Source organism: Acidovorax sp. GW821-FHT09B03 (genome assembly GCF_059418305.1).
The window spans coordinates 147,792-170,216 of sequence record NZ_JBWKPP010000012.1 but is presented as its reverse complement, the minus strand read 5'-3'; the positions used below and the strand labels follow the sequence as shown (position 1 = coordinate 170,216).

At 65.6% G+C, this 22,425-nt stretch carries 21 protein-coding genes; 9 read left to right on the top strand and 12 right to left on the bottom strand.

The window, feature by feature from the left end:
• Positions 1-48 precede the first annotated feature (48 nt).
• The 4 genes from AC07PA_RS20980 to AC07PA_RS20965 are packed head-to-tail and all read right to left on the bottom strand — an operon-like array spanning position 49 to position 4,905.
• Positions 49-1,098, bottom strand: a complete 1,050-nt coding sequence (locus AC07PA_RS20980) for a bifunctional nicotinamide-nucleotide adenylyltransferase/Nudix hydroxylase (RefSeq protein WP_494608743.1) — start codon at positions 1,096-1,098, stop codon at positions 49-51.
• A 14-nt stretch (positions 1,099-1,112) separates the two neighbouring features.
• Complete coding sequence (locus tag AC07PA_RS20975; protein WP_494608742.1) at positions 1,113-2,813, bottom strand: NAD+ synthase; 1,701 nt, start codon at positions 2,811-2,813, stop codon at positions 1,113-1,115.
• Positions 2,814-2,832: 19 nt separating this feature from the next.
• Complete coding sequence (gene pncB / locus AC07PA_RS20970; protein WP_494608741.1) at positions 2,833-4,023, bottom strand: nicotinate phosphoribosyltransferase; 1,191 nt, start codon at positions 4,021-4,023, stop codon at positions 2,833-2,835.
• A gap of 27 nt (positions 4,024-4,050) precedes the next feature.
• Positions 4,051-4,905 (bottom strand): cysteine hydrolase family protein, encoded by an 855-nt coding sequence (locus AC07PA_RS20965; protein WP_494608740.1) that lies wholly within the window; start codon positions 4,903-4,905, stop codon positions 4,051-4,053.
• Positions 4,906-5,208: 303 nt separating this feature from the next.
• On the opposite strand from AC07PA_RS20965, the gene AC07PA_RS20960 reads away from it, so the two are divergent.
• Complete coding sequence (locus AC07PA_RS20960; protein ID WP_007855821.1) at positions 5,209-6,450, top strand: diguanylate cyclase; 1,242 nt, start codon at positions 5,209-5,211, stop codon at positions 6,448-6,450.
• Positions 6,451-6,478: 28 nt separating this feature from the next.
• On the opposite strand, the gene AC07PA_RS20955 is transcribed toward AC07PA_RS20960, so the two are convergent.
• From AC07PA_RS20955 to metK, 3 genes are all read right to left on the bottom strand, one after another.
• Positions 6,479-6,934 carry a hemerythrin domain-containing protein gene (locus AC07PA_RS20955; protein WP_494608739.1) on the bottom strand — a complete coding sequence of 152 codons (456 nt, stop codon included), beginning with the start codon at positions 6,932-6,934 and terminating at the stop codon, positions 6,479-6,481.
• A 66-nt stretch (positions 6,935-7,000) separates the two neighbouring features.
• On the bottom strand, positions 7,001-7,186 hold the full coding sequence (locus tag AC07PA_RS20950) for a DUF1328 domain-containing protein (RefSeq protein ID WP_007855816.1): 186 nt from the start codon (positions 7,184-7,186) through the stop codon (positions 7,001-7,003).
• A gap of 205 nt (positions 7,187-7,391) precedes the next feature.
• The gene (gene metK / locus AC07PA_RS20945; RefSeq protein WP_007855814.1) at positions 7,392-8,573 is read right to left on the bottom strand and encodes a methionine adenosyltransferase; all 1,182 of its coding nucleotides are present in this window, start codon (positions 8,571-8,573) and stop codon (positions 7,392-7,394) included.
• Positions 8,574-8,705: 132 nt separating this feature from the next.
• On the opposite strand from metK, the gene AC07PA_RS20940 reads away from it, so the two are divergent.
• On the top strand, positions 8,706-9,569 hold the full coding sequence (locus AC07PA_RS20940) for a lysophospholipid acyltransferase family protein (RefSeq protein WP_494608738.1): 864 nt from the start codon (positions 8,706-8,708) through the stop codon (positions 9,567-9,569).
• Positions 9,566-10,432, top strand: coding sequence for a lysophospholipid acyltransferase family protein (locus AC07PA_RS20935; RefSeq protein WP_494608737.1), 867 nt, complete (start codon positions 9,566-9,568; stop codon positions 10,430-10,432). Before AC07PA_RS20940 ends, AC07PA_RS20935 begins: the two co-directional genes overlap by 4 nt.
• On the opposite strand, the gene AC07PA_RS20930 is transcribed toward AC07PA_RS20935, so the two are convergent.
• On the bottom strand, positions 10,426-11,346 hold the full coding sequence (locus AC07PA_RS20930) for an alpha/beta fold hydrolase (protein WP_494608763.1): 921 nt from the start codon (positions 11,344-11,346) through the stop codon (positions 10,426-10,428). The two genes, AC07PA_RS20935 and AC07PA_RS20930, sit on opposite strands and share 7 nt — an antisense overlap.
• Positions 11,347-11,402: 56 nt before the next feature.
• A complete protein-coding gene (gene yihA, locus AC07PA_RS20925) occupies positions 11,403-12,152 on the bottom strand; it encodes a ribosome biogenesis GTP-binding protein YihA/YsxC (RefSeq protein ID WP_494608736.1) in 750 nt (249 codons plus the stop codon).
• Positions 12,153-12,228: 76 nt separating this feature from the next.
• Between yihA and AC07PA_RS20920 the strand changes: the two genes are divergently transcribed.
• From AC07PA_RS20920 to msrQ, 5 genes are all read left to right on the top strand, one after another.
• A complete protein-coding gene (locus tag AC07PA_RS20920; protein WP_035203946.1) occupies positions 12,229-12,873 on the top strand; it encodes a c-type cytochrome in 645 nt (214 codons plus the stop codon).
• Between the two features lie 155 nt (positions 12,874-13,028).
• Positions 13,029-15,182, top strand: coding sequence for a cytochrome c biogenesis protein ResB (locus AC07PA_RS20915; RefSeq protein WP_494608735.1), 2,154 nt, complete (start codon positions 13,029-13,031; stop codon positions 15,180-15,182).
• Positions 15,179-16,519, top strand: coding sequence for a c-type cytochrome biogenesis protein CcsB (gene ccsB / locus AC07PA_RS20910; protein WP_007855804.1), 1,341 nt, complete (start codon positions 15,179-15,181; stop codon positions 16,517-16,519). Before AC07PA_RS20915 ends, ccsB begins: the two co-directional genes overlap by 4 nt.
• A gap of 143 nt (positions 16,520-16,662) precedes the next feature.
• The gene (msrP, locus tag AC07PA_RS20905) at positions 16,663-17,667 is read left to right on the top strand and encodes a protein-methionine-sulfoxide reductase catalytic subunit MsrP (RefSeq protein ID WP_007855802.1); all 1,005 of its coding nucleotides are present in this window, start codon (positions 16,663-16,665) and stop codon (positions 17,665-17,667) included.
• 34 nt (positions 17,668-17,701) lie between these two features.
• Positions 17,702-18,337 (top strand): protein-methionine-sulfoxide reductase heme-binding subunit MsrQ, encoded by a 636-nt coding sequence (gene msrQ / locus AC07PA_RS20900; protein WP_494608733.1) that lies wholly within the window; start codon positions 17,702-17,704, stop codon positions 18,335-18,337.
• An 8-nt stretch (positions 18,338-18,345) separates the two neighbouring features.
• Here msrQ and AC07PA_RS20895 read toward each other — a convergent pair whose 3' ends face one another.
• Together AC07PA_RS20895 and lptM are read right to left on the bottom strand one after the other, a co-directional pair.
• On the bottom strand, positions 18,346-19,170 hold the full coding sequence (locus tag AC07PA_RS20895; protein WP_494608732.1) for an oxygen-binding di-iron domain-containing protein: 825 nt from the start codon (positions 19,168-19,170) through the stop codon (positions 18,346-18,348).
• A 118-nt stretch (positions 19,171-19,288) separates the two neighbouring features.
• Positions 19,289-19,498: an LPS translocon maturation chaperone LptM gene (gene lptM / locus AC07PA_RS20890; protein ID WP_081497335.1), complete on the bottom strand. Its 210-nt coding sequence runs from the start codon at positions 19,496-19,498 to the stop codon at positions 19,289-19,291.
• Between the two features lie 12 nt (positions 19,499-19,510).
• Here lptM and cyaY point away from each other — a divergent pair, with 12 nt between their 5' ends.
• Positions 19,511-19,840, top strand: coding sequence for an iron donor protein CyaY (gene cyaY / locus AC07PA_RS20885; RefSeq protein WP_145694543.1), 330 nt, complete (start codon positions 19,511-19,513; stop codon positions 19,838-19,840).
• Between the two features lie 80 nt (positions 19,841-19,920).
• Here the strand turns inward: cyaY and AC07PA_RS20880 are convergent, their stop codons facing one another.
• Positions 19,921-22,332 carry a penicillin-binding protein 1A gene (locus AC07PA_RS20880; protein WP_494608731.1) on the bottom strand — a complete coding sequence of 804 codons (2,412 nt, stop codon included), beginning with the start codon at positions 22,330-22,332 and terminating at the stop codon, positions 19,921-19,923.
• Positions 22,333-22,425: the final 93 nt, after the last annotated feature.

The following is a 22,425-nucleotide window of genomic DNA, read 5'->3' as shown; positions in this document are numbered from 1 at the left end:
AATCTGTGAACGGCTTCCCGCCGGGCTCCCAGGGCCGAAGCGGCACCATCACCTGGCCGGCCGCTGGGCGTCGGTGAGGTGCAGAAAATGGTCCAGCATGTGGAAGTGGTCCTCGAAGAACTCCTCTTCCATGCCTGCCAGCTCGGCAATCGGCGTCCACTGCACCTGCTGGGCGTCGTCGTCGGCCTGCACGGTGGGGAAGGGCGCCTGGCCCAGGTCGAAATAGTGCGCATGCGTGAGCGTGCGCCCGCGCTGGCTGCGGTCGGGGTGGTCGAATACGGCCACGGCCTGCAGCGCGGCGCGCATGGTGGCCTCGGGAAGATTGCAGTGGGTCTCTTCCACCAGCTCGCGCAGGCACGACTGCCACACCGTCTCGCGCTGCTCGATGAAGCCGCCGGGCACGGCCAGCTGGCCCTTGCCGGGCGCGTGGGCACGGCGGATCAGCAGCACATGGTCCTGGCAGCGCAGCACGGCGTCCACCGTCACGAACACCGGCGGGTAGGGCGCTGCGGACCAGGCTTCGCGGTAGCGGCGCAGCATGCGCCATTCTTCCTGCAGGGCCTCGAAATGCGGCGTCTGCGCAAAGCGTTCCAGGAATGCCAGCGTGCTCGCGGGCATCTCGCTGCGCAGGTCGTCCAGTTCCGTGCGCACGGTGGCCGGTGTGGCGCCGAAGTAGGCATCGCGGATGGCCGTGGCGTCGATGCGGCCCTGGCGCTCCATATGGATCAGCTCCCAGCCCGGGAAGGCGCCCAGGTAGCTGCTGGTCGCGTCCTTGAAGTGCCCCACCAGCCCGATGCTGCCGGCCCCGGGTGCGATGCCGGCCACGCCCTCGCGCACGGCCTGCACCCACACGGCTTCGTTGTAGTAGTCGCGCACGGGCAGCACCTGCACGCGGGCGCGGTCGGCTTCGGGCAGGGCCTCGCGCAGCATCTGCTCGCGTTCGGCGGCGGTGAACGGGTTCTTGGGCGAGCGGGCCTGCCAGGCCGAGCCCATGACCACGATGACGTTGCGGGCACTGTCGAGCGCGCGCTGCAAAAGGGCCATGTGGCCCTGGTGGACGGGTTCGAAGCGGCCGATATAGAGGGCGGTGTCGTACATGGGACTGTATTGGATCAGACGTAGCGGGCAGCGATCGGCATCTGCCGGCCGCTGCCGAAGGCGCGCGCACGCACGCGCACGATGGGTGGCGCCTGGCGGCGCTTGTATTCGTTGCGGGCGACCATCATGCGCACCCGGTGCACCAGGGCGCGTCCATCGTCGCCCTGCTCCAGCTGCTGCACGAAGGCGTTGGCGGCATCGTACTCCGCAGGCGCCAGCCGGTCGCCCTCGATGAGCATCTTGAGGACCTCGTCGAGCACCGGGTAGGGCGGCAGGCTGTCCACGTCGCGCTGGTTAGGGGCCAGCTCGGCCGAGGGCTCCTTGTCGATGATGGCCTGCGGGATCAGTTCGCGGCCGGCATGCGCGTTGATGTGGCGCGAGAGGGCGAAGACCTCCGTCTTGTACAGGTCGCCGATCAGCCCCAGGCCGCCATTGGTGTCACCGTACAGCGTGCAGTAGCCCACGGAGATCTCCGACTTGTTGCCCGTCGTCAGCAGCAGGTGGCCAAAGGCGTTGGAGTACTCCATCAGCACGGTGCCGCGGATGCGCGCCTGCAGGTTCTCGAGCGGCAGGCCTTGCAGGGCCTGGCCGAAGCTCGCCTCGAACTGCTGCGCATAGGCGGCCACCTGGTCGGCGATGGGGTGGGTGAGCAACTGCACACCCAGGTTGCGGCACAGGGCCACCGAGTCGTCGACCGAGCCGCTCGATGAAAAACGCGAGGGCATGGTGATGCCCACCACGTTCTCGGGCCCCAGCGCCTGGGCGGCCAGCGCCAGCGTGAGCGCGCTGTCGATGCCGCCAGAGCTGCCGACCACCACCTGCTTGAAGCCGCAGCGCCGCGCGTAGTCCGACAGGCCCAGCACGATCTGCTGGCGGTAGAACTCCATGGTCGGCAGGCCCTGTGCGGGTACGGCTTCGGGCGTCTCACCTTCGGCGGTGAGGAAGCGGCCGTTGTCGAACTGCAGGGTGCGCACGTCTTCCACGAAGCGCCGGGCCTCGAAGACGATGCCCGCCTCGGGCTCCACCGCGAACGAGGCGCCGTCGAACACGATCTGGTCGTGCCCGCCGATCTGGTTCACATACAGGATGGGCAGGCCGTTGCGGCGCGAGGCATCGCCGAAGATCTGGTGGCGCTGCTCGCGCTTGGCGATGTGGCTGGGGCTGGCGTTGATGCTCACCACCAGGTCGGGTGCCGCGTCGCGCATGCGGTCGAATGGGTTGGTCGCGTAGTCAGCGCCGCTGTCGTTCCAGCCGTCCTCGCAGATCAGGAGGCCCACCTGGGCATTGCCGATGCGCAGCACCTTGGCCACATCAGGCCCGGGCTCGAAGTGGCGGCGCTCGTCGAAGATGTTGTAGGTGGGCAGCAGTTGCTTGGCGTAGCGCAGCCGCACTGCGCCGGCGTGCAGCACCAGCAGGCTGTTGTGCAGGCGCTTGCCGGGCCCCTGGGCGGGCGTGGGCGCGCCCACCACCCAGTGCAGGCCGGGCAGCTCGGCCGAGGCCTGCTGCAGCGCGGCCAGCCCTGCAGCCACACGTTGCTGGAAAGCGCCTTCGTCGAGCATGTCACCCGGGTAGTAGCCGCACAGCGCGAGCTCGCTGAAGACCACGAGGTCGGCCTGTTCGCTGGCGGCCTGCCGTGCGGCAGCCACCATGCGCGCGACATTGCCTTCGATGTCGCCGACGGTGAAGTTGAGTTGGGCAAGGGTGATGCGGAGCATGGGAAATCCTCGGGGTCGTTTACGCCTTGACGTGGAAGACCTGGCGGAGATAGGCAAGAAAGGTCTCATCGTCGCACAGCGTCTTGCCGGGCGTGTCCGAGAGCTTGGCCACGGGCTGGCCGTTGGCGCGCGTGAGCTTCATCACGATGTTCAACGGCGTCTGCCCCATGTCGTTGGTCAGGTTGGTGCCGATGCCAAAGCCCAGCTGCGTGCGGTCGCCGAAGTGCTGGTACAGCGCCAGGGCGCGCGGCAGGGTAAGCCCGTCGGAGAACACCAGGCGCTTGGTGTGTGCATCGATGCGCAGGCATGCATAGTGGGCCAGGGCCTTCTCACCCCAGGCCACCGGGTCACCCGAGTCGTGGCGCAGGCCGTCGAACAGCTTGGCGAAGTAAAGGTCGAAGTCAGCCAGGAAGGCGTCCATGCCCACGGTGTCGGTCAGCGCGATGCCGAGGTCGCCGCGGTACTCCTGCACCCACTCTTCGAGGGCCGTGTTCTGGAAGTCGCGCAACCGCACGCCCAGGGCCTGGTAGGTCTGCAGGTATTCGTGCGCCATCGTGCCGATGGGCACCAGGCCCAGGTCGCGGGCCAGCAGCACGTTGGAGGTGCCCTTGAACCATTGCGGTGTTTCGCGCGCGAAAGTCTGCACCACCTCGCGCTGCCAGGCACCGCTGTAGCGCCGGCGCAGGCCGAAGTCGAACAACTCGAAGGGGTGGCGCAGCGTGGCCTGCTGTGCCAGGTCCTTGAGCGTCTGCACCTTGGCGGCCAGGCGGCGGCGCCCTTCGGCCAGCGCCGCGGCGGGGTCGAAGCGCCGGAAATACAGCTCGTTGACGATGGCCAGCACGAAGATCTCGAAGCCCATCACATGCACCTGCGGGCCGCGCGCCACGATGTGCAGTTGGCCGTCCACCGCCGAGGCCTCGATGAAGCTGCGCTGGAACTGGAAGATGCGCAGGAAGTCGATGAAGTCGCTCTTGATGTAGCGCAAGCCGCCCACGTAGGCCAACTCGTCGGGGGCAAAGCGCAGCGTGCACAGGTGGTCGAGTTCGGCGTTCACCTCGTCCAGCAGTTCGGTGAGCGGGTAGGCGCTCTGGTTGCGGCAGACGAAACGGTACTCGCTCTGCGTCTGCGGGTGGCCGTGCAGCAGGGCCTGCCACATGGTGAACTTGTAGAGGTCGGTATCGAGCAGGCTGTGGATGACGTGGTCGGACATGGAAACTCCTTAGATCGTAAACACGTTCTAGCAATCGTCGGTGCTGCGGGCCAGCTGCACGCCCTGGGCGCGCATGGCGTCGAGAAACGCGGTGTGCTGGGCTTCGAAGCCACCCACCGGGCTCATGCAGTCGGTCAGCAGGGTGATGCGCTCAGGCGTCCAGCCCGGCTGCAACCGGGGCAGGTGATGCACGATGTGCTCGGTGGTGGCGCGCACGCAGTGGCTGCTGGCCTCGCCGGCGATGAACAGCCGGTCGGCGGAGCCCAGCGCTGCGAGCAGCCGGGTGTTGAGGGCCGTACCGGGGTCGTCCGCATCGGGCACCTCGGCCTCGATGGCACTGTAGTGCTCGGTGAAGGGGTTGGTGCCCTTGAAGACGTTGTGCACGGCGCGCTGGCGCTGCAGCTGCCATGCACTGCAGGCGGCCAGCACATCGGCGTGCACGCCATGGCCCCAGCTGCCGATCTCGCAGTGCACGGGCCACACCATCAGCGTGTAGCGGCCTTGCTGCTCCAGGGCATCGAGGTACTGCAGGGTGCGTTGCAGCAGGGCGCCGTTGCGGGGCACGAAAGAGCCGGCGCGCACCTGCGCCGCAGTGATGGGGGTGAAGGCCGCCACGGCCCGCCCGTCGGCCTGCTGCCAGTAGCCGGGGTGGGCGATGTCGAACTGCTGGTGCGAGTCGAGGGTGGTGGTGATGCCGTCGAGCGCTGCGCCGTGGGCTTGAATGAAGGCCGCTGTTCGCTGCATGTCGGCATGGGCGCCCGCTACCGGCAGCGAGGGGGCGGTGCGCAGGCCCGTGACCGGGTCGATGGGCTGCCACGCGGCGGGCAGGTCGCAGAAGTCGTTTTGCGGGTCGATCACCAGAAGCTGGTTGCTGTGTGCCACGGCTCTTCTCCTTGTCTGTGGCCGCAGTGTAATTCAGTTAATTTAATTGTGCAACTAAGATGTCGATACTCCATGGCGCTGGGTGGAGTGGGCGCATTTCGCACTGTGGCGGGCGCGCCGGGCGTATTTCATTGGACCGCGGGCCTGAAATCTGGCACAAACGAAAACTTTGTGTCCCGTTGCAACGGGCCTTTCGGGGCCAGGGTGGGCGGGACACAACCACGATGGGGTGCGCCGCGGGCTGCCAAGGTTTGCTTGCCATCCGCCATACATGCTGACTAAAGTCGGCGACAAGGGATATTCATGTCATTGCGGCTCAAATTCAATCTGGTGCTGGCCTGCGTGCTGCTGGTGGCAGCGGCAGGCACGGGCCTGTACGTGCACCGCTTCCTGCAGAAGACGGCCATCGAGGAGGTGCAGCACAACTCGCAGCTCATGATGCACGCGGCCATGGCCATCCGCGACTACACGACCGAACTGGTCAAGCCGCACCTGGACGTGACGCTGGCAGAGCAGTTCTTGCCGCAGACGGTACCGGCTTTTGCGGCCACCGAAACGCTGCGCCGGTTGCAGAGCCGCTTCCCCGGCTATGAGTACAAGGAGGCGGTGCTCAACCCCACCAACCTGCGCGACCGTGCCAACGAGTGGGAAGAACGCATCGTCAAGGACTTCCGCGAAGGCCGGGCCGACCTCAAGAAGGAAGTGACGGGAGAGGTGGGCGAGGGCATGCACCGCACGCTCTACGTGGCCCGCCCCATCACCATCAAGCAGCCGCAATGCCTGGCCTGCCACAGCACGCCTGCCGCTGCGCCGCCCACGATGCTCAAGGTCTACGGCGACAAGAACGGCTTTGGCTGGCAGATGAACGAAACCATCGGCATCCAGGTGGTGCGGGTGCCCATGTTCTACCCGCTGGAGAAGGCGCGCACGACCTTCAACACGGTGATGACGGCGCTGGCCGGCAGCTTTCTGCTGCTGTTCGCGGTGCTGAACCTGTCGCTGTCGTCGCTGGTGATCGAGCCCATGGCGCGCCTGAACCGCAAGCTCGAAGATCTGGCCACCAAGGACTTCCTGACCGACCTGGTGAACCGCCGCAAGTTCTTCGAGCGGCTGGAAGCCGAGATGGCCGACACGCGCATCAGGAAGAGCAGCCTGTCGGTGGTGATGTTCGACATCGACTTCTTCAAGCGCATCAACGACACCTTCGGGCACGATTCGGGCGACGTGGTGCTCAAGGCCACGGCATTGCGGGTGCGCGAACTGCTGCGCTCCTCCGACTGCGCGGCGCGCTTCGGTGGCGAAGAGTTCATCCTGCTGCTCAAGGAAACGCCGGTGGACGCCGCCATGGCCATGGCCGAGGCTGTGCGCGCGCGCATTGCCACCGTGCCCTTCGACTCGGTAGGCCATGTGAGCGCCAGCTTCGGTGTGGCCACCTGGAACCAGGTGGAAGATGCGCATGCGCTGATCAAGCGTGCGGATACGGCCCTGTACGTGGCCAAGTCCAGCGGCCGTAACTGCGTGGTGCAGGCCAAGGACGCGGTCTGAAGCTGCGCAGCGGGGCGCTGCGGGCCCATCAGGCCGTGGCAGCCTTGGCCTCGTCGTAGTCGGTCAGGTAATCGCCGGCGAGGGACGTCTTCTGCTTTTCGGTCAGCAACTTGCCGGCCATCTGGAAGAAGCGGTGTTCCTCTTCTTGGAGGTGGTGCTCCACCTTCTCGGCCAGTTTTTTCGCCAGGGGCAGCCAGGCAGGGGTGGCCGGGTCGGCCTTCTCCAGTGATTCCACCAGCTCATCGATCTGGTGGTGCTCCGAAATCGCGTGGCGCGACAGGTCCATGCCAGCATCGAGCTGCATCAGCGGTGCATAGAAGTTGCGGTCTTCGGCCAGTTCGTGGGCTGCCAGCTCGGCCTTGAGCCGCGTGAACAATTCCTGCCGCTCGGGCGTATCGCCACTGGTCTCGGTCAGGCGGCGGTACAGGTCGCGCTGCAGCTCATGGCTCTCGCGCAGGGCTTCGAAGATGTTTTGTTGGCTCATGGCGTTCCCTCTCATTTCTCTTTTGGGGCTGCAGGGGCCCAGGCCCCTGCGGGGAAGCTGCGCCTGTTATTTGAGCGCCTTGCGGGCGGCACCCACGCCGACCGCGGCCAGCACCACGAAGAGCACGGCCAGCACCAGGAACAGCACGAACAGTACCTTTGCGATACCGGCAGTACCTGCGGCCACACCGGTGAAGCCCAGGGCACCGGCAACCAGCGAAATCAGGGCGAAGATGATGGCGTACTTGAGCATGGCGGTTCCTTGCAGTGGAAGCAGCGTGTGCTGCGAAAGGGTGTGATGGAACGATACCGGGGCGCACGTGCCGGGGCCGTCGGCAAGTGCGGGATAAGGGTGTAGGAGAGTGCCGATGCGCCGGCACTGCCAATGAAAAAAGCCGCAGCGCGGTGAGCGCTGCGGCTTTTGTTCGATGCGCGCCCTGGGGCGCACGCTCGCTGAGTTACAGCCCGGCTGCGGCGCGCAGCACCGCAGCTTTGTCGGTCTTCTCCCACGTGAACTCAGGCTCTTCGCGGCCGAAGTGGCCGTAGGCGGCGGTCTTTTCGTAGATCGGACGCAGCAGGTCCAGCATCTGGATGATGCCCTTGGGGCGCAGGTCGAAATGCTCCTGCACCAGTGCGGCGATCTTGTCGTCGGGGATCACGCCCGTGCCTTCGGTGTAGACGGTCACGTTCATGGGGCGCGCCACGCCGATGGCATAGGCCACCTGGATCTGGCACTGGCGGGCCAGGCCGGCGGCGACGATGTTCTTGGCCACGTAGCGGGCGGCGTAGGCGGCCGAACGGTCCACCTTCGTTGGGTCCTTGCCGCTGAAGGCACCACCACCGTGGGGGCAGGCGCCGCCGTAGGTGTCGACGATGATCTTGCGGCCGGTCAGGCCGCAGTCGCCTTGCGGGCCGCCGATGACGAAGCGGCCGGTGGGGTTGATCAGGTACTTGGTGTCCTTGAGCCACTCGCTGGGCAGCACCGGCTTGATGATCTCTTCGATAACGGCCTCGATGAAGCTCTTCTTCATCGTCTTGGCGGTTTCGCTCTGGTCGGGGTGGTGCTGGGTGGAGAGCACCACGGTGTCGATGCTGTGGGGCTTGCCGTCCACGTAGCGCATGGTGACCTGGCTCTTGGCATCGGGGCGCAGGAAGGGCAGGCGGCCGTCCTTGCGCAACTGTGCCTGGCGTTCCACGAGGCGGTGCGCGTAGTAGATCGGCGCGGGCATCAGCTCGGGCGTTTCGTCGCAGGCGTAGCCGAACATCAGGCCCTGGTCACCGGCACCGGTGTTCAGGTGGTCGTCGCTGGCCTGGTCCACGCCCTGGGCGATGTCGTTCGATTGCTTGTCGTAGGCCACGAGCACGGCGCAGCCCTTGTAGTCGATGCCGTAGTCGGTGTTGTCGTAGCCGATGCGCTTGATGGTGTCGCGCGCCACCTGGATGTAGTCCACGTGGGCGTTGGTCGTGATTTCGCCAGCCAGCACCACGAGGCCGGTGTTGGTCAGCGTTTCGGCGGCAACGCGGCTGCGGGGGTCCTGCTTGAAGATGGCATCGAGGATCGCGTCCGAGATCTGGTCTGCCACCTTGTCGGGGTGGCCTTCGGAGACGGATTCCGAGGTAAAGAGAAAGTCGTTCGCCATTTGAATAAACTCCTGTGTTCCGGCATTTGGGGCGTTGCCCTCACCCCGAAGGAGCTTTGGCGAACGCTTTAGCAGATTTATTTACCGTCGCCCTGCAAGTTGCTCATTTAACTCAGCGACCCCGTCATTTTAATGCCATCTTTGTTTCGTCTCTTTTCCGTGTTCCCGCTGTGGCTGCTCCACGGCCTGGGCGCCGCCATGGGTTGGGTGGCTTTTCTGGCCTCTCCGGTCTACCGCGGGCGCTTTCGCGCCAATGCGGCGCGGGCCGGCTATCGCTTTGGCCAGGTGAGCGCTGCCGTAGGCCATGCGGGTCGCATGGTGGCCGAGCTGCCGCGTCTGTGGCTGGGGGCGCCGCTGCCGTTTCGCATCGAGGGCGGGGCCTGCGTGGAGGCCGCCTATGCCCAGGGCCGCGGCATCCTGTACCTCACGCCCCACCTGGGCTGTTTCGAGTTCTCGGCCCAGGCGGCTGCACAGCGCTGGAGTGCCGAGCATGGCCCCATCACCGTGCTCTACCGCCCCGCACGCCAGCCCTGGCTGGCCAAGGTGATGGAGACGGCCCGCAACCGGCCCGGCATGCAGGCGGTACCCACCAACCTCTCGGGCGTGCGCCAGATGATCAAGGCGCTGCGCCGTGGCGAGGCCGTGGGCCTGCTGCCCGACCAGGTGCCGCCACAGGGCCAGGGCCAGTGGAGCCCTTTCTTCGGCGAGGACGCCTACACCATGACGCTGGCCGTGCGCCTGGCCCACCAGACGGGCGCGGCGGTGGTCCTGGCGCGCTGCGAACGCCTGCCCCGGGGCCGTGGCTACGTGGTGCATTTCGAACCCCTGCCCGCCGCTCCGCTGGCGCAGGACACCGACGCAGCACTGCTGCAGATCAACCAGGCCATGGAACACCTGATACGACAATCCCCTGGCCAGTACCTGTGGGGCTACGGCCGCTACAAGCAGCCCCGCGTGGAGGCCGCTGCGGCCGCGCCCGCCGGAGGCGCCGCATGACCGGCCGCCTGGGGGTGTGGTTCATGCGCGTGCTGGCCTTGCTGCCGCTGGGGGTGCTGCGGGGCATGGGCTGGCTGATCGGCCAGGCGCTGTACCTGCTGGCGGCGCCGCGGCGCAGGGTGGCGCTGCGCAACCTGGCGCTGTGCTTTCCGGAGTTCACCGAATCCCAGCGCCGCCAATGGGCGCGCGAGAGCTTCGTGGGCTTTTGCCAGACCTGGCTGGACCGCAGCTGGCTGTGGTTTGCGCCGCGCGAGGTGGTGCTCGACCGCGTGAAGTTGACTGGCGCGCTGGACGAGCTGCTGGGCGACACGCCCACCATCATCTTCGCGCCGCATTTCTACGGCATGGACGCCGGGGGCTCCGCGCTCACCCTGCACACCGACCGTGCCTTCACCTCCATCTTCACACCCCAGCCCGATCCGGCCGTGGACATGTGGATCCGCAATGGGCGTCAGCGCTTTGGCAATGTACGCATGCTCAACCGCGGCGATGGCGTCAAGCCCATCCTGAGCGGGCTGCGCAAAGGGGGCTTGCTGTACCTGCTGCCCGACATGGACTTCGGACGCAATGACTCGCTGTTCGTGCCCTTCTACGGGGTGAATGCGGCCACCGTGCCCTCGCTGTCACGCTTTGCCCGCCTCGGGCGCGCCAAGGTGATCTCCATGGTCACGCGCATCACGCCCACGGGCTATGTCGCCGAGCTGTCGCCTGCCTGGCCGGGCTACCCGACGGACGACGCCGAGGCCGACACGGCGCTGATGAACCGCAACCTGCAGTCGTACATCGATGTGTCGCCCGGCCAGTACTACTGGGTGCACAAACGCTTCAAGACAAGGCCCGAAGGGGATCCTTCCATCTATTGACTGGGGGCCGGGGCCCCTCGAAGAAAGCGCCCGAGCGCAGCCATGACCCGCTCAGCTTGTTCGTGCACCACCCAGTGCGAGGCAGCCTCGACCCGGTCGATCTGCAGCTGCGGGATCCAGCCTTCCAGGCCGTCGAGCAGGCCGGGCAGCAGGGCCGGGTCCTGCATCGCCCAGACCACCAGGGTGGGTATGGAGACGGTCAGCATGCTGTCGGGCAAACTGATGCCGGCGATGGTGTTGTCGTCGCCGCGCGGCGGGCGCAAAGGGCTGGCGCGGTAGTAGTTGCAGGCCCCGGTGAGGCCCTGGCTCCACAGGGTGCGGTACTGGGCACGCACCTCCTCGGTCAGCCAGGCGGGGGCGTGGCCTTCGGGGTCGTCGAAGAATGCGAACAGCCGCGCGAAATCGTTCTCGGCCAGCAGGGCCTCGGCATCGGGCCGGCACAGGAAGTGCATGTACTGGCTGTTGGCCTGCTGCGCCGGGTTGTGCTGCAGCTCGCGCAAAAAGGTGCCGGGGTGGGGCGAGTTGACGATGGCCAGCCGCCGCATGAGCTGCGGCTGCTGGTTCGCCAGGTTCCAGGCCACGGCGCCGCCCCAGTCGTGGGCCACCAGGCATTCAAGGGGTTGGTCAGGGCTCACTGCTGCGACCAGGGCCACGAGGTCCTGCACCAGATATTTGGCCCGGTAGGCCTCCACCTCCCCGGGGCTGCTGGATTCGCCGAATCCGCGCAGGTACGGCGCCAAGCAGTGGTAGCCGCCATTTTCGGGCTGTGCGAAATGGGCCAGCATGGCGTCCCAGATGAAGGCGCCTTCGGGAAAGCCGTGCAGCAACAGCAGCACGGGCCGGCCGGCGGCGCCGCTTTCGCGGTACTGCAGGGTGGTGCCGTGGGGCAGGGTGAGGTTGCGGGTCTGGATCATGGCGCTGTTGCTATCGTTGGGGTAGCTGCCAGCGCTCATGGGACCAGCGTTGGCGCTCAATCTTCCTCGGGTTCCTGGTCGTCGGCTTCGGCGGCGCCAGGCGCAAGGGCATCGCCAGGAGTCGGCTCGGCGCCGGGCAGGGGGTGGGCCCATTGCCACAGCAGCTGGGCCACCTCGTCCACGCCCTGTTTCTTCAGGGCAGAGAACATCTTGACCTCGCCGCCGCCGGCCTGCAGTCGCGTAATCGACAGCACCTTGGCTTGCTCGGCGCGCGTGAGCTTATCGGCCTTGGTGAGCACGATGAGGAATTTCAGGCCCTCTTCGACCCGGGGGCGCACCGCTTCGAGCAGGGCTTCGTCGAGTTCGGTGAGGCCCAGGCGGGGGTCGCACAGCAGCACGATGCCCGTGAGGCCCGGGCGGCTGACCAGGTAATTGACCATTACCTGCTGCCAGCGCACCTTGTCCGAGCGCGAGACGGCGGCATAGCCGTAGCCCGGCAGATCGGCCAGCACGGCGTCCATCACGCCCTGTTTTCCCAAGGAGAACAGGTTGATGTGCTGGGTGCGGCCGGGCTTCTTGGAGGCGAATGCGAGCTGCTTTTGCTGCGTCAGCGTGTTGATGCAGGTGGATTTGCCTGCATTGGAACGGCCCACGAATGCAATCTCGGGCACTGTGATGGGGGGCAGGTGGTGCAGTTGCGCCGCCGTGGTCAGGAACCTGGCCGTGTGCATCCAACCCATGGCGATCTTGGCGTCGGGTGCAGGCGGAAGAGAGCCAGCAACTGGCGCGATAGGGGTGGTCGTCATGAGAAGTTGAGATGCTAGTGGGGCCTCATTGTAGAATCGCGGAGATTTTGCGCACATAAACATACAGACCCTCGATATGAAGTTGCTCGCCTCTATGCTGATGGCTGCCGTGCTGGCAGCACCTGCTTTTCCGGCTTTTTCCGCGGGCGAGACACCCGCTGCGCCAACCAAGGCGGCTGCCAAGCCTGACTTGGTCAAGGGCGAGGCCAGCTTCACGGCGGTGTGCGCGGCCTGCCATGGCGCGGACGGCAACTCTGCCATCGCCGCCAACCCCAAGCTGTCGGCACAGCATCCCGAGTACCTGGTCAAGCAGCTGCAGGAGTTCAAGTCCGGCAAGCGCAACGATCCCGTGATGAAGGGCTTTGCCATGGCCCTGTCGGACGAGGACATGAAGAACATCGCCTACTGGGTGACGGCCAAGGCGGCCAAGCCCGGCTTCGCCAAGGACAAGGCCCTGGTCTCCCTGGGCGAGCGCATCTACCGCGGCGGCATTGCCGACCGCCAGATCGCGGCCTGCGCCGGCTGCCACAGCCCCAACGGTGCCGGCATCCCGGCCCAGTACCCACGCCTGTCCGGCCAGCATGCCGACTACACGGCCACACAGCTCGTCGCCTTCCGCGACGGCAAGCGCGGCAACAGCCTGCAGATGACGCAGGTGGCCGCCAAGCTGAACGACCGCGAGATCAAGGCTGTGGCGGACTACATCGCCGGCCTGCGTTGATTCGAACGATTGACTGATCTTCATCAAGTGCGGCCCACATAGCACGGGCTGCACGGAACCAACCGCCAATAACAAACCCAAAAAGGGCGGGTCCATCGAGCCGATGGTCCCGTCCTTTTTTCTTTGCCTGCCTCGCCGCCCCTTTGCTCTCCCCCATGTCTGACAACACCCAAGGCGTTCGCGTCCAGTACGGCTCCAAGGCCCTGCGCGCCGTGATCGAGATGCTGTCCTCGATGCGGTTCGCCATCTCGCTGCTGACGGTGATCTGCATTGCCTCGGTGATCGGCACCGTGCTCAAGCAGCACGAGCCGGCAGCGAACTATGTGAACCAGTTCGGCCCGTTCTGGGCGACGCTGTTCGGTGCCATCCAGCTCAATGCGGTGTACAGCGCGTGGTGGTTCCTGCTGATCCTGGCGTTCCTGGTTCTGAGCACTTCGCTGTGCATTGCGCGCAACACCCCCAAGATCCTGGTGGACCTGCGCGTCTACAAGGAGAACATTCGTGAGCAGAGTCTCAAGGCCTTCCACCACAAGGCCGAGGCCGAGCTGCCCGAGGGCCCCGAGGCCGAGGCGAAACGCATCGGTACCCTGCTGGCCGGCGGCGGCTGGAAGGTGCGCCTGCAGCAGCGCGACACGCCAGCCGGTGTCGGCACCGGCTGGATGGTGGCCGCCAAGGCCGGCGCAGCCAACAAGATCGGCTACATCGCGGCGCACAGCGCCATCGTGCTGGTGTGCGTGGGGGGCCTGCTCGATGGCGACCTGATCGTGCGCGCGCAGATGCTGCTGGGTGGCAAGACGCCGTATGCCGGCGGCGGCCTGATCGCCGACGTGAAGCCCGAGCACCGGCTGTCCGAGCGCAACCCCACCTTCCGCGGCAACCTGCTGGTAGCCGAGGGCACGCAGTCGAGCATCGCATTGCTAAACCAGTCCGACGGCGTGCTGCTGCAGGAGCTGCCGTTTGCCATCGAGCTCAAGAAATTCATCGTGGAGCACTACTCCACGGGCATGCCCAAGCTGTTTGCCAGCGAAATCATCATCCACGACAAGGCCACGGGAGAGAAGACGCCGGCCCGCGTGGAGGTGAACCACCCGGCCAGCTACAAGGGCGTGGAGATCTACCAATCGAGTTTCGACGATGGGGGCTCGCACCTGAAGCTGCGCGCCGTGCCCATGGTGCCGGGCGCCAAGGCCTTCGATGTGGAGGGCGTGGTGGGGGACTCGACCCAGCTGACCAACAAGGGCGGCATGCCGGGCAGCGACACCATGACGCTGGAGTTCACAGCGCTGCGCACCATCAACGTCGAGAATTTCGGCGGTGCCGGACCCGGCGCCACGGGCGTGGACGTGCGCAAGGTGGACCTGCGCGAGGCCGTGGAGTCGCGCCTGGGCGCGGCCAACAAGACCGTGACCAAGAAGGAATTGCGCAACGTGGGCCCGAGCGTGAGCTACAAGCTGCGCGATGCGGCGGGCCAGGCGCGCGAGTTCCACAACTACATGCTGCCCGTGGACACCGGCGACGGCGTGCCGGTGTACCTGCTGGGTGTGCGCGAAACGCCGGCAGATGCCTTCCGCTACCTGCGCATACCGACCGACGACCAGGGCGGTATGGACGGTTTCCTGCGCCTGCGCGCCGCACTGGCCGACCCGGCGGCACGCGAGCAGGCCGTGCGCAGCTATGTCGCGCAGGCCATCGACCCCTCGCGCCCCGACGTGGGTGAGCAGCTGGCGCAATCGGCCATGCGCGCGCTGGCCTTGTTTGCCGGCAATGGCATCGTCGATGGCAAGCCCACAGGCGGGCTGCAGGCGATCTCGGACTTCATGGAGTCCAACGTGCCGGAGGCCGAGCGCGGCCGGGCGGGCGAGGTGCTGATCCGCATCCTGAACGGCACCCTGTTCGAGCTGGCGCAACTCTCGCGCAAGAACGCCGGCCTGCAGCCCATGCTGCCGGACGACAAGACGCGCGGCTTCATGACGCAGGCCGTGCTGTCGCTCAGCGACGTGCAGATCTACCCGGCGGCCATTGCCTTCGAGCTCAAGGATTTCACGCAGGTGCAGGCCAGCGTGTTCCAGGTGGCCCGCGCGCCCGGCAGGAACATCGTCTACCTGGGCTGTGCCTTGCTCATTCTGGGGGTTTTTGCCATGCTCTACATTCGCGAACGCCGGATCTGGGTCTGGGTGGCGCCGCAGGGGGACAAGACGCATGCCATGATGGCACTCTCGACCAACCGCAAGACCATGGACGGAGACAACGAGTTCGTGGAACTCGCAGAAAAACTGATCGGGGCCAAGCCCCTGCAAGGCAACCCATGAACACGGCCACCCGCAACACCACGATCACCCTGAACGAGGGGTATTTCTCCCGCCGCAACTGGCTGGACTGGGCCTTTGCCGCCATCGTGGTGGCAGGCGGGCTGTTTGCTCTGCAGCGCTATGGCAGTTTCATGGATGGCTATGAGAAGGGCATCCTGCTGGGCACGATTCCTTCTGCCATTTGGCTGGGCTGGTTCTGGCGACCGTTGCGCACCTTGATGCTGGTGGTGTCCGCGGTGGCGCTGATGGCCATCGGCCTGTACCAGGTGGACGGGGCTGGCAGCCTGGCGCGCGCGGACACGGTGTTCTGGCTCAAGTACTTCCTGTCGAGCCAGTCGGCCATTCTGTGGATGAGCGTGCTGTTCTTCATGAGCACGGCGTTCTACTGGATCGGCATGTTCGCGCGCGGCGAGGGGCATGCGATGAACCTGATCGGCTCGCGCCTGGCATGGGTGGCCGTGGGCATGGCGCTGATCGGCACCCTGGTGCGCTGGTACGAGAGCTACCTGATCGGCCCGGACATTGGCCACATCCCGGTGAGCAACCTGTACGAGGTGTTCGTGCTGTTCTGCTGGATGACGGCGGCCTTCTACCTGTACTACGAAGCACAGTACAGGACGCGCGCGCTGGGCGGCTTCGTGATGCTGGTGGTGAGCGCAGCCGTGGGCTTTCTGCTGTGGTACACGGTGGTGCGCGAGGCGCACGAGATCCAGCCCCTGGTGCCGGCCCTCAAGAGCTGGTGGATGAAGCTGCATGTGCCGGCCAACTTCATCGGCTACGGCACCTTCGCTTTGTCGGCAATGGTGGCCTTTGCCTACCTGATCAAGCAGCAGGCGACCGAAACGCGCTGGTACAAGCTGGCGCCGCTGTGGCTGCTGGGCGTGGTGCTGTGCTTCGAGCCCATCGTGTTCCGCCAGGGCGCCACCGAGAATGGCGGCGGCTACTGGATGGTGTACTTCGGCATCTCGGCGCTGATCGTGGCCGGCATCCTGCTGGGGCGCAAGCGCATCGCCGAGCGCCTGCCCTCGTTTGAGATCCTGGACGACGTGATGTACAAGTCCATCGCCGTGGGTTTTGCCTTCTTCACCATTGCCACGGTGCTGGGGGCGCTGTGGGCGGCCGAGGCCTGGGGCGGCTACTGGAGCTGGGACCCGAAGGAAACCTGGGCGTTGATCGTCTGGCTCAACTACGCGGCCTGGCTGCACATGCGTCTCATGAAGGGCCTGCGCGGCACGGTGTCGGCCTGGTGGGCCCTGGTGGGCCTGGCGGTCACGACCTTTGCCTTCCTCGGGGTCAACATGTTCCTGAGCGGGCTGCACAGCTACGGCACGCTGTAGGACGGACGCGCAAGGCGGTGGATGCGAAGGACGGGCCCTGCAAAGATTGCATCCACGGTGTAACCTGATCCGTATCTGGAACGAACTAGGGGTGGAATGGCTCTACCCGTAGCCGAAACCACCACTGCCTGACCGGAGCCCCCATGCCCTTCCATTCCCGCAACCCGGGTTTCAACCACCCGCATTCTTCCGAGATCACGCCCCGTGCGGCTTACGAAGGGCGCCGCGACATGCTGCGCCTGATGGCCGGTGGCGCAGCGGGGGCTGCCATGGCCGCCTGGGCTGGGCGCGAGGCCCTGGCGCAGGCGGCTGCGCCCGGCCGGCCGGGCAAGCTGGCGGCGCTGGCGGGCGCCAAGTCGTCCGTGGCGGGGGCCGTGTCCATGGAAAAGCTGACTGACTACAAGGACGCCAGCACCTACAACAACTTCTACGAGTTCGGGACCGACAAAGCCGATCCGGCGCGCAATGCACACACGCTCAAGACATCTCCCTGGACGGTGGAGATCGAGGGCCTGGTGAAAAAGCCGGGCAAGTACGGCATCGAGGACCTGCTCAAGCTCAGCGCGCAGGAAGAGCGCATCTACCGCCTGCGCTGTGTGGAGGGCTGGTCGATGGTGATCCCGTGGGTGGGTTACTCGCTGGCTGAGCTCATCAAGCGCGTGGAGCCGCAGGGCAGTGCCAAGTACGTGGAGTTCGTGACGCTGGCGGACAAGGCCACCATGCCTTTCGTGGGCTCACGCGTTCTCGATTGGCCCTATGTCGAAGGTCTGCGCATGGACGAGGCCATGCACCCGCTGACCCTGTTGGCCTTTGGCATGTATGGCGAGGTGCTGCCCAACCAGAACGGCGCACCGGTGCGCCTGGTGGTGCCGTGGAAGTACGGCTTCAAGAGCGCCAAGAGCATCGTCAAGATCCGCTTCACCGACAAGGAGCCGGGCACGGCCTGGAACAAGGCGGCGCAGCAGGAGTACGGCTTCTATTCCAACGTGAATCCCAACGTGGACCATCCGCGCTGGAGCCAGGCGACCGAGCGGCGCATCGGCGAGGACGGCCTGTTCGCCAAAAAGCGCAAGACGCTGATGTTCAATGGCTACGAGGCCCAGGTCGGCCAGCTGTACGCAGGCATGGACCTCAAGAAGTTCTACTGATCGGCCGCGCACGGTGGTTCCTGTGGTCATTGCGATGCGAAAGCTGCTGCTCCATCCTCTGGCCAAGCCATTGGTATTCACGCTGTGCCTGCTGCCGCTGGCCTGGCTGGTCTATGCGGCCGTCTCCAACCAGCTTGGAGCCAACCCCGCCGAAGCCCTGATCCGCTCCACCGGGGACTGGACACTGCGTGCCCTGTGCCTGGTGCTGGCGGTGACGCCGCTGCGGGTGTTGACCTCCACCCCGCAGATGGCGCGCTTTCGGCGCATGTTGGGGCTCTTTGTCTTCTTTTACGCTCTGCTGCACCTGCTGTGCTACAGCTGGTTCGACATGGGCTTCGAGGTGGCGGACATCGCCGTGGACATTGCCAAACGGCCGTTCATCCTTGTGGGGTTTGCCGCCTTCGTGCTGCTCGTGCTGATGGCGGCCACCTCGTTCAACCGTGCCATCCGGGCGCTGGGTGCCAAGCGCTGGCAGGCGCTGCACCGCACGGTGTATGGCGTGGCAGGTCTGGCGGTGTTGCACTTCTTCTGGATGCGTGCGGGCAAGAACGATTTTGGCGAGGTGGCGATGTATGCGGCCATTCTCGCGATGCTGCTGGGCTGGCGCGTGTGGCAGGCCGCGCGCCGGCGGTCGGTGAAGGCCGGTACCGCTGCCGCGGCGTCGCGCTGATTTGCGTGTCAGCCCACGGCCCGCAGGGCGGGGCGCATCTGGCGGGTGACGGGGTCGATGTGCGCAGTGGGGATCTGGTAGGCGCGGTCGTCGAAGAGGTCGATGCCGCACATGAGGTTCTCCACCCAGTCGAAGAAGTCGTCGATGGCCTGCTTGCCCAGGATGGGCGCACCGTGCTGCGGCACCAACATGGAAATGTCCAGTTGCCGCACCATGCGCACCCACAGGCGCAGGATCTTGTTGGACACCATGTAGCGGCGGTGGAAGCCCTCCATGCGCGGAATGTGCGCGGCCAGGTCGGTGACGGGAATGCTGGCTTCCGCCCCCGATGTCATTGACACCGCAAGGTCCCCTGTGAACAGAATGCGGCTCACCGGGTCGTAGAAGTGGAAGTTGCCTTCCGAGTGCAGGAAGTGGGCCGGCAGCAGCACCAGTTCGTTGCGGCCCAGGGGCAGGTGGCCACCACTGTCGGGCACGCCGATCACGCGGTTCTCGGTCTTGCCGACCTTGGTGAAGTGGGGCGCAAAGCGCTCCCAGACGCGCGAGATCACGAGCGAGGCCTTGGTGCTGGTCATCCAGCGATCCAGCGAGGCAATGATGTCCGGGTCGGCGTGCGAGGCAATCAGGTAGGACAGCTTGTGCGGCGCAAAGTGCTTGGTCATGCCGATGAACAGCTCGTTGAACGCGAGGTTGCCGCCCGGATCGATGATGGCCCCGGTGCCGTCGTCGACGATCAGGAACTGGTTGGCCTGCACGGCCTGGCCATCCTCCTCGATGAGGTCGGTGAACATCAGGCAGGCGTGGTTCTTGTCTCGGTACAGTTCGATGGCCATGGCAATGCTGCAGTGCAGTGAAAAACCGACTGTAGGACGGGGCATGGCCAAGCGGCTTGATGGAAATCAAGCCATGGGCAATCAGGGGTCCGGGGACACCCGGTTCCCTGAGATGGGGTCAGCGCGCGGTGGAAGCGGGTGCCTGGGGTGCTGAAGTGGCCGTCGAGGGAGTGGCGCCCGGCGTGAGCGTTTCGGGCAGGGTGGCGCGTTGTGCAGCGGCGGGGCCGGAGGGCAGGTACAGCGGCCCGCGCTGGCCACAACCCGCGATGGCCGCCGCACTGGCAGCAAGGACAAGCGTCCTGACTAGAATTTGGGATGCTTTCAACATGCGCAAATTGTAATGACTGACCTTGAATTCCAGGACCACGCCGAGAAACTGCTGGCGGCTGTCGAGCGCAGTTGCGACGAACTCAATGACACGACCGACGCCGACATCGACAACCAGCGCTCGGGCGGCATGATCACGCTGAGCTTTGCGAACCGAAGCCAGATCGTCATCAACCTGCAAAAGCCGCTGCACGAGGTGTGGATGGCCGCCAAGTCCGGTGGCTACCACTACAAGTTCGATGGTTCGGTGTGGCAGGACACCAAGGGGAGCGGTGAGTTCTTTGCCCGGCTGACCGAGGACGCGCGCACACAGTCGGGGATGCCGCTGGTCTTTTCCGCTTGACACGCCGGCAGCGCTGAAAGAACGGGCAGCGAAAAAGAACAAGGGCCGCACACGGCGGCCCTTGCTTCCGGCGCTGGCTATCAGTTGCGAAACAGATCGAGGATTCGGTTGCGCTCTTCCGTGGGCGGTGGCGCATGCGGTGCCACATCGGGACCGCCGGTGGTGCGCTGCTGTTCCTCCAGCCCGACGCTGGCAATGCCTGCGTTGCGTGCATATTCCTCGTAGAACCATTCTCCGCCCACGTTGACCACGCCGGGAGGAACGACCTGCTCGGTCACGGGGACGCCCTTGAGAGCGCGCTCCATGAAGCTGATCCACACCGGCAGGCTCAGGCCGCCACCGGTTTCGCGGCTGCCCAGGTTGCGCGGCGTGTCGTAGCCGATCCAGGTCACCGCAGCGATGGTCGACTGGTAGCCCGCGAACCAGGCATCCACCGAATCATTGGTGGTGCCGGTCTTGCCACCGATGTCCGAACGCTTCAGTGTGCCCTGGGCGCGTGCGGCGGTGCCGGAGCGGGTGACTTCCTGCAGCAGGCTGTTCATCACGAAGGCATTGCGCGCGTCGATGGCGCGCGGGAGCTCGGACACTGCGGGCGGCGTGACTTCGGAGATCACGCGGCCCTTGTGGTCGGTGACCTTGGCGATCAGCCAGGGGTTCACGCGGTACCCGCCATTGGCGAACACTGCGTAGGCCGAGGCCATCTGCAGCGGCGTGACCGAGCCCGCTCCCAGCGCCATGGTCAGGTAGGCAGGGTGTTTTTCCGCATCGAAGCCGAAGCGCGACACCCATTCCTGCGCAGTCTTGGGGCCGACGGCCTGCAAGATGCGGATGGAGATCATGTTCTTGGATTTCGCCAGGCCCGTGCGCAGGGTCATGGGGCCGTCGTACTTGCCGTCGTAGTTCTTGGGCTCCCAGGGTTGGCCGCCGGTGGTGCCGGCATCGAAGAACAGCGGAGCGTCGTTGACCACAGTGGCGGGCGTGAACCCCTTCTCCAGGGCCGCCGAATAGATGAACGGCTTGAAACTGGAGCCCGGCTGGCGCCAGGCCTGCGCCGCGTGGTTGAACTTGTTTTTGTCGAAGTCGAAACCACCGACCAGGGCGCGGATGGAGCCGTTGCGCGGGTCGAGGGCCACGAAGGCGCCTTCGACCTCGGGCAGCTGGGTGATCTCCCAGGCGCCCTTGGGGGTCTTGACCACGCGGATCACGGCGCCACGGCGGATCTTGATGTTGGGCGGTGCCTTGTCGCTCAGGCCGGACTGCGCGGGCTTGAGGCCATCGCCCGAGATCTCGAGGTTGTCGCCATTGGCACGGGCGGCAACGATCTTGCGGGGGCCGGCTTCAAGCACTACGGCCGCCATCACGTCGCCGTTGTCGGGGTGGTTGGCCAGAGCATCGTCGACGGCGTCTTCGACTTCCTGGGCGGCCGTGGGCAGCACCACGAACTTTTCGGGGCCTCGGTACTGCTGGCGGCGCTCATAGTCCATGATGCCGCGGCGCAGTGCGGTGTAGGCCGCCTCCTGCTCCCCTGCGTTCAGGGTGGTGTACACGTTCAGGCCGCGGGTGTAGGCCTCGTTGCCATACTGCGTGAAGATGAGCTGGCGCGCCATCTCGGCCACGTATTCGGCATGGATGCGCGTGTTGTCCGGGCCGCTGCGGATCTTGAGGTCTTCCTTCTTGGCGGCGGCGGCTTCCTGGGCGGTGATGAAGCCGTTCTCTTCCATGCGCTCGATGATGTAGAGCTGGCGCGAGCGGGCCCGCTTGGGGTTGCTGATGGGGTTGTAGGCAGAAGGCGCCTTGGGCAGGCCGGCGAGCATAGCCGCCTCGGCAATCGAAATGGATTTGAGGGGCTTGCCAAAGTAAGCCTCTGCAGCCGCAGAAAATCCGTAGGCACGGTTTCCCAGGTAAATCTGGTTCATGTAAATCTCAAGGATCTGGTCCTTGGTCAGCATATGCTCCAGTTTGAATGTCAGTAATATTTCGTAAATTTTGCGAGTAAATGTTTTCTCCGAGGAGAGATAAACATTGCGCGCCACCTGCATTGTGATAGTGGAAGCCCCCTGGCTTTTGACGCGGCCGAGATTGGCCAGGCCGGCGCGGACCACGCCCTTGTAGTCCACACCGCCATGCTGGAAGAAGCGCGAGTCCTCGATGGCCAGTACGGCGTCCTTCATGACCTTGGGGATTTCCTGGATCGGGGTGAGGTTGCGCCGCTCTTCACCGAATTCACCCAACAGAGCTCCCTCGAAGGAATAGACCCGCAGAGGCAGCTTGGGGCGGTAGTCCGCCAGATCCGAGATGTCCGGCAGGTTGGGATAGGCCACCGCCAGTGCCACGGCAATGGTCAGCAGCAGGCCAAGCGCACCCGCAACCGCAAGGCCCGTGGTCCAGAGTACGAAGCGAAGCAGCCAGCGAAGCCAGGTGGGGCGGGAAGGCGCGGAAGCGGTCGTCGAAGAGTCGGTTGGCTTTTGCTGTGGAGAAGAGGGCGGCGGCATATCGCTCCGATTGGTGGAGACGCCATTATAAAAATCTCGGGCCTCTTTCAGTGGAAACGGCCCCAAGGCTCCGACCAACGGTCTCGGCGGCCG

What these genes read in the sequence shown, in the direction of transcription:
- AC07PA_RS20980 (WP_494608743.1), bottom strand. Translation starts at nt 1,098, where the DNA reads ATGTACGACACCGCCCTCTATATCGGCCGCTTCGAACCCGTCCACCAG.
- AC07PA_RS20975 (WP_494608742.1), bottom strand. Translation starts at nt 2,813, where the DNA reads ATGCTCCGCATCACCCTTGCCCAACTCAACTTCACCGTCGGCGACATC.
- pncB (WP_494608741.1), bottom strand. Translation starts at nt 4,023, where the DNA reads ATGTCCGACCACGTCATCCACAGCCTGCTCGATACCGACCTCTACAAG.
- AC07PA_RS20960 (WP_007855821.1), top strand. Translation starts at nt 5,209, where the DNA reads ATGTCATTGCGGCTCAAATTCAATCTGGTGCTGGCCTGCGTGCTGCTG.
- AC07PA_RS20955 (WP_494608739.1), bottom strand. Translation starts at nt 6,934, where the DNA reads ATGAGCCAACAAAACATCTTCGAAGCCCTGCGCGAGAGCCATGAGCTG.
- AC07PA_RS20950 (WP_007855816.1), bottom strand. Translation starts at nt 7,186, where the DNA reads ATGCTCAAGTACGCCATCATCTTCGCCCTGATTTCGCTGGTTGCCGGT.
- metK (WP_007855814.1), bottom strand. Translation starts at nt 8,573, where the DNA reads ATGGCGAACGACTTTCTCTTTACCTCGGAATCCGTCTCCGAAGGCCAC.
- AC07PA_RS20940 (WP_494608738.1), top strand. Translation starts at nt 8,706, where the DNA reads ATGCCATCTTTGTTTCGTCTCTTTTCCGTGTTCCCGCTGTGGCTGCTC.
- AC07PA_RS20935 (WP_494608737.1), top strand. Translation starts at nt 9,566, where the DNA reads ATGACCGGCCGCCTGGGGGTGTGGTTCATGCGCGTGCTGGCCTTGCTG.
- AC07PA_RS20930 (WP_494608763.1), bottom strand. Translation starts at nt 11,346, where the DNA reads ATGATCCAGACCCGCAACCTCACCCTGCCCCACGGCACCACCCTGCAG.
- yihA (WP_494608736.1), bottom strand. Translation starts at nt 12,152, where the DNA reads ATGACGACCACCCCTATCGCGCCAGTTGCTGGCTCTCTTCCGCCTGCA.
- AC07PA_RS20920 (WP_035203946.1), top strand. Translation starts at nt 12,229, where the DNA reads ATGAAGTTGCTCGCCTCTATGCTGATGGCTGCCGTGCTGGCAGCACCT.
- AC07PA_RS20915 (WP_494608735.1), top strand. Translation starts at nt 13,029, where the DNA reads ATGTCTGACAACACCCAAGGCGTTCGCGTCCAGTACGGCTCCAAGGCC.
- ccsB (WP_007855804.1), top strand. Translation starts at nt 15,179, where the DNA reads ATGAACACGGCCACCCGCAACACCACGATCACCCTGAACGAGGGGTAT.
- msrP (WP_007855802.1), top strand. Translation starts at nt 16,663, where the DNA reads ATGCCCTTCCATTCCCGCAACCCGGGTTTCAACCACCCGCATTCTTCC.
- msrQ (WP_494608733.1), top strand. Translation starts at nt 17,702, where the DNA reads ATGCGAAAGCTGCTGCTCCATCCTCTGGCCAAGCCATTGGTATTCACG.
- AC07PA_RS20895 (WP_494608732.1), bottom strand. Translation starts at nt 19,170, where the DNA reads ATGGCCATCGAACTGTACCGAGACAAGAACCACGCCTGCCTGATGTTC.
- lptM (WP_081497335.1), bottom strand. Translation starts at nt 19,498, where the DNA reads ATGTTGAAAGCATCCCAAATTCTAGTCAGGACGCTTGTCCTTGCTGCC.
- cyaY (WP_145694543.1), top strand. Translation starts at nt 19,511, where the DNA reads ATGACTGACCTTGAATTCCAGGACCACGCCGAGAAACTGCTGGCGGCT.
- AC07PA_RS20880 (WP_494608731.1), bottom strand. Translation starts at nt 22,332, where the DNA reads ATGCCGCCGCCCTCTTCTCCACAGCAAAAGCCAACCGACTCTTCGACG.